Source organism: Patulibacter sp. NPDC049589 (assembly GCF_040675535.1).
Lineage (GTDB): Bacteria > Actinomycetota > Thermoleophilia > Solirubrobacterales > Solirubrobacteraceae > Patulibacter.
This window is the reverse complement of the sequence record NZ_JBFAPC010000283.1, coordinates 1-3,952: the sequence shown is the minus strand read 5'-3', so window position 1 is coordinate 3,952 and position 3,952 is coordinate 1. Positions and strand designations below refer to the sequence as shown.

The 3,952-nt window shown below is 74.4% G+C and carries 5 protein-coding genes and 2 tRNA genes; 4 read left to right on the top strand and 3 right to left on the bottom strand.

Annotation, left to right across the window (positions count from 1 at the left end; genetic code table 11):
- Nucleotides 1-126: 126 nt before the first annotated feature.
- Nucleotides 127-1,596 (top strand): hypothetical protein, encoded by a 1,470-nt coding sequence (locus AB0L40_RS27055; protein ID WP_364361793.1) that lies wholly within the window; start codon nt 127-129, stop codon nt 1,594-1,596.
- Nucleotides 1,597-1,725: 129 nt separating this feature from the next.
- On the opposite strand, the gene AB0L40_RS27050 is transcribed toward AB0L40_RS27055, so the two are convergent.
- Nucleotides 1,726-1,796: transfer RNA gene (locus tag AB0L40_RS27050), tRNA-Cys, on the bottom strand.
- Nucleotides 1,797-1,900: 104 nt separating this feature from the next.
- On the opposite strand from AB0L40_RS27050, the gene AB0L40_RS27045 reads away from it, so the two are divergent.
- Nucleotides 1,901-1,974 (top strand) — tRNA-Val (locus AB0L40_RS27045).
- Nucleotides 1,975-2,059: 85 nt separating this feature from the next.
- Here the strand turns inward: AB0L40_RS27045 and AB0L40_RS27040 are convergent.
- Nucleotides 2,060-2,347 carry a hypothetical protein gene (locus AB0L40_RS27040; protein ID WP_364361791.1) on the bottom strand — a complete coding sequence of 96 codons (288 nt, stop codon included), beginning with the start codon at nt 2,345-2,347 and terminating at the stop codon, nt 2,060-2,062.
- A gap of 173 nt (nt 2,348-2,520) precedes the next feature.
- Here AB0L40_RS27040 and AB0L40_RS27035 point away from each other — a divergent pair, with 173 nt between their 5' ends.
- Nucleotides 2,521-2,838, top strand: a complete 318-nt coding sequence (locus AB0L40_RS27035; protein ID WP_364361789.1) for an MTH1187 family thiamine-binding protein — start codon at nt 2,521-2,523, stop codon at nt 2,836-2,838.
- Between the two features lie 32 nt (nt 2,839-2,870).
- Here the strand turns inward: AB0L40_RS27035 and AB0L40_RS27030 are convergent, their stop codons facing one another.
- Nucleotides 2,871-3,686 carry a DUF429 domain-containing protein gene (locus AB0L40_RS27030; RefSeq protein WP_364361787.1) on the bottom strand — a complete coding sequence of 272 codons (816 nt, stop codon included), beginning with the start codon at nt 3,684-3,686 and terminating at the stop codon, nt 2,871-2,873.
- Nucleotides 3,687-3,732: 46 nt separating this feature from the next.
- Between AB0L40_RS27030 and AB0L40_RS27025 the strand changes: the two genes are divergently transcribed.
- A partial coding sequence (locus AB0L40_RS27025) for a dienelactone hydrolase family protein (RefSeq protein ID WP_364361785.1) occupies nt 3,733-3,952 on the top strand: 220 nt, incomplete at its 3' end.

Genomic DNA, 3,952 nt, shown 5'->3' with positions numbered 1-3,952 from the left:
ACTGATGCGGGGCGGGCCGGACGACTTCACCGCGCGCGACGTCCGGATGCTCGACCTCGCCCGCCCGCACCTGGCGCAGGCCTACCGCAACGCCCGACCGGCGACGACCCCGTATCGTGCCCGCCGATGCCCCGGCTGCGCTCGATCTCCCGCTCCGCCTGGCTGGCCCTCGTCCTGGTGCTCGTCGTCGGGGGCGGGATCCGGCTCTACCAGGCGCAGCACCCGCAGCCGAAGCTCAGCCAGGACGCGCTCTCCTACACCGGGATCGCGCAGAACATCGCCAAGCGCGGCGAGTACACGGGCCGCACGAAGCGCGGCCCGGTGCCGAAGGAGTCCAAGCGCACGGGCGCCGAGATCCGCAAGGACGCCGAGGTCAAGGCGCTGCACTGGCCGCCGTTCACGCCTCACGTCTTCGCGCTCGCGTACAACCTGACCCCCGGCGATCATCCGTCGAGCCGCGACGACCTCAAGTCCCTGAACTACGCGCAGTGGGCGATCTCGACGGGCACGATCGTCGCCGCCTTCGCGCTCGGCTGGGTCCTGATCGGCGCCTGGACGGGCGTCGCCGGCGCGGCCGTCGTCGCGCTCTACCCGCCGCTGGCCTGGGGCCCCAGCAGCCTGTTGTCGGAGCCACTGGGGGCGTTCTTCGTCGCCTGGGCGTTCACCGCCCTGACGCTGGCGTGGCGGACCAGACGCAGACCGTGGTGGGCGATGGCCGGCGCGCTGTTCGGCGCCGTCCTGCTCACGCGCACCGACCTCCTGTTCGTGCCGATCCTCTGCGCGTTCCTCGGGCTCGTCGTGCTCGGCAACACGGTCAGCTGGCGACTGGGCGCCCAGAGCGCCGCGCTGATGCTCGTCGGGCTGGTCGTCGTCGTGGCGCCGTGGACGATCTACGCGACGCACAAGTCCGGCTCGTTCGTGCCGGTCACCACCGGCGGCGGCTCGGCGCTGTTCGTCGGCACGTTCCTGCCCGGCAACGGCTCGACCTTCGACATGAAGTTCGCGCTCCGCGACGAGGTGGTCAAGCGCCATCCCAACGCCTCCTACTCCAAGCCCGGGAGCACGTACACGGACATCCCGGCCGCCGTCGTCCTCGACGACATCGCCGCCCGCCACCCGGAGCTCGACCGCGACGCCGCGCTGTCGAAGGAGGCCAAGGAGAACCTGCGCAAGTACGCGCTGGGCGACCCGATCTCCTTCGGCAAGATGATGCTCTTCAAGGCCGCGAAGATGTGGTCGCGCTACGCCCGCGGCGGCTTCGACCACACCAGCCCCTGGTGGACCGCCCTGCACGACGCGATCGTGCTGCTCGGCGCGCTCGGGGTCCTCTGGGGCGTCGTCCGGGTGCGCGACGCCGCGATCGCGTCGATCGGCCTGGGGCTGCTCGTGGCGACCGGCGTCCACACGCTCGCGGTCGCGCACGGGCGCTACAACCTGCCGCTGATGCCGATCCTGATCGTCGCCGGCTGCGCGGGCTGGACGCTCGGCATCCGCGAGTGGCGGGCGGCGCGCAGACCGCGCCCCGGGGGCTCTGGGCCGGCGTCCGACGAGCTGCCGTCCGCCGCGGCGCGGCCCGGCACCCCGACGCCGGCCTGAGGACCGGCGCGGCCGCTCCGGCGCCGCCCCCGCCGCCCGGTCCCCGGAGTCCAGGACGGCCTTGAACGGGCCGTCACACCCCGCAACGACGACGGCCCGCGCTCAGGAGCGCGGGCCGTCGTCGTTCAGAGGCACCGACCGGAATCGAACCGGTGTACACGGCTTTGCAGGCCGCTGCGTAACCACTCCGCCACGGTGCCGAGACCTCGGCAATGTAGCGACTTCGTCCATCCGAGGCCCTCCCGGGACCCGCGCGCCGCGATCTGAGATCCGCTGCTAATCTGCTGCACCGCAGTACCGCAGCGCGCGATTAGCTCAGTTGGTTAGAGCGCACGCTTGACATGCGTGAGGTCACAAGTTCGAGTCTTGTATCGCGCACCTCGCAGAAGGCCCCGCCCCGGCGGGGCCTTCGTCGTTCCGGGCCCGCGCATCGTCCCGGGGCCCCGCGCCCCGGCAGCCCGCGTCAGTGCTCGACCTCGACGGCGGCCCGAGGCGCTGCGGCCGGCACCGGGCCCTGCTCCCGCTCCGCCGCGGTGACCGCCTCCAGCAGGAACTGGCCGAGCACCCCGCGCAGCGACTCCGCGGTCCGCCGGTCGCTGACGACCGAGCAGGCCTGCTCGTAGAGCGCCCACATCTCGTCCCGGTCGATCGGCCGGTCGAGGTCGTCGCCCAGCCGGTCCGCGAGGGTCCGCACGGCCGCGGTCCGCTGCCGGGCGGCACGGCCGCCGATCAGCCCCGCGTGGTGGTGCATCTCGATGTCCCTCGCCACCGCCCGCAGGACGCCCCTGGGTGTGCACGCCGTCCGCTCCATGCCCTTCGGATCGACCCGCGGCGCGCCGGACTTGAGCGCCGCGCGACGTGACGTGGACCTTCCGGCACCTCGGGTAGCGTGCCAGGCTCCCCGCCCCTCGAGGAACGAGCACGATGTCCACCGCAGACCTGACCGTGATCGGCCTCGGCCGCGCCGAGGCGAGCGCCAGCGGCTACATCGCCGAGATCCAGCGGCGGCTGGGCGCCCAGGACCGCGTCCGCTTCGTGATGCACGGCATGGGCACGTCCCTGGAGGGCACCACGGAGGACATCCTGGCCGTCGTCGCGACCCTGCACCGGGTCCCGCTGGACCTGGGCCTCCCCCGCGCCTACTCGATCCTCAAGCTCGACGAGCGGACCGACAAGCCCGACCAGACGCTCGAGGACAAGGTCCGGAGCGTCGAGGCCCGGCTGGCCGCGGACGGCGGCTGAGCGGCCCGCGGAGGGCCCTTGCGGGCCGCCGCTCAGCGCCGCCGCGGCAGCCAGATCCGCGAGCGGTCGTCCGGCGGGACGCCGTCGGGGCCCGCGGGGTCGCCCGGCAGCGGCCCCGCCGCCCGCGCGACGCCGTCCAGCCGGTCCGCGGCCACGAGCGCGGCGGCCACCGCGTCCAGGCCGTCGTGGGACCACATCTCCAGGTGCGGGACGTCGCCGACCTCGTCCCGCAGCAGGGCGACCCGCGCGGCGAGGCCCGCCGGCCCCTGCTTGCTCGGCAGGCGACGGGCCCCGGCCAGCTCCGCGAAGGCCGCGTGGGGGTAGACCTCCAGGGGCTCCACCCCGGCGCCCGAGAACGCCGCGTGCAGCGCCACCGCGACGGCCATCCAGCCGCCCTCGGGGACCGCGGACGGGGTCACCCAGGAGACCCAGTGGCGGTGGTGACGCCCGAGGGCGACCTCGCCCGTGCGGCCCGACCGGAACTTCGGCGCCAGCGTCGCGTCGTCGGCGTGCAGGCCACGGCTGGGACCGTCGGGTCCGTCGATCGCCGCCACCGAGGCGCCCGCGGACCAGGCGACCACGCCGGCGACGTCCGCCGCGTCGAAGACCGCCGCGCGGAGCAGCCGGCGGTCCGCCGACAGCCCGACGGCGTGCAGGCTGCGGGCGCCGACGTCGACGCCGACGACCGCCGGTGCCGTCGCGGCGGCGCTCAGGCGGCCGAGTGGTCGTGGCGGGAGGCCTCGATCTTCGCCTCGCGGTACTCGCGGGGCGACCGCGGCCGCGCGGCCGGGGCCTGGGGGGCCGGGTGGTGCGGGCGGTCGTGCGGCGGCGACGATGAATGGCAGCACAAACCGGTATTGGACTTATGGATCAGTGCCGCCCACCGTGGTGGGCATGGTGCTCACCGAGACTGTCGAGATCGCCACCGGCGACGGCCCGCCGATGACCGGCTACCTGGCCCGGCCGGCCGTTCCCTCCACATCGGCCGTCCTGGTCGGCATGGAGCTGTTCGGGGTCAGCGCCCACGTCCGCGACGTCTGCGAGCGTCTGGCGGAACAGGGTCATGTCGCGCTGGCACCCGATCTCTACCACCGCACCGCGCCCGGCATCGAGC

Bases quoted from the DNA above. Each gene is read 5' to 3' on its own strand.
- AB0L40_RS27040 (WP_364361791.1), bottom strand. From the start codon at position 2,347: ATGCACCACCACGCGGGGCTGATCGGCGGCCGTGCCGCCCGGCAGCGG.
- AB0L40_RS27035 (WP_364361789.1), top strand. From the start codon at position 2,521: ATGTCCACCGCAGACCTGACCGTGATCGGCCTCGGCCGCGCCGAGGCG.
- AB0L40_RS27055 (WP_364361793.1), top strand. From the start codon at position 127: ATGCCCCGGCTGCGCTCGATCTCCCGCTCCGCCTGGCTGGCCCTCGTC.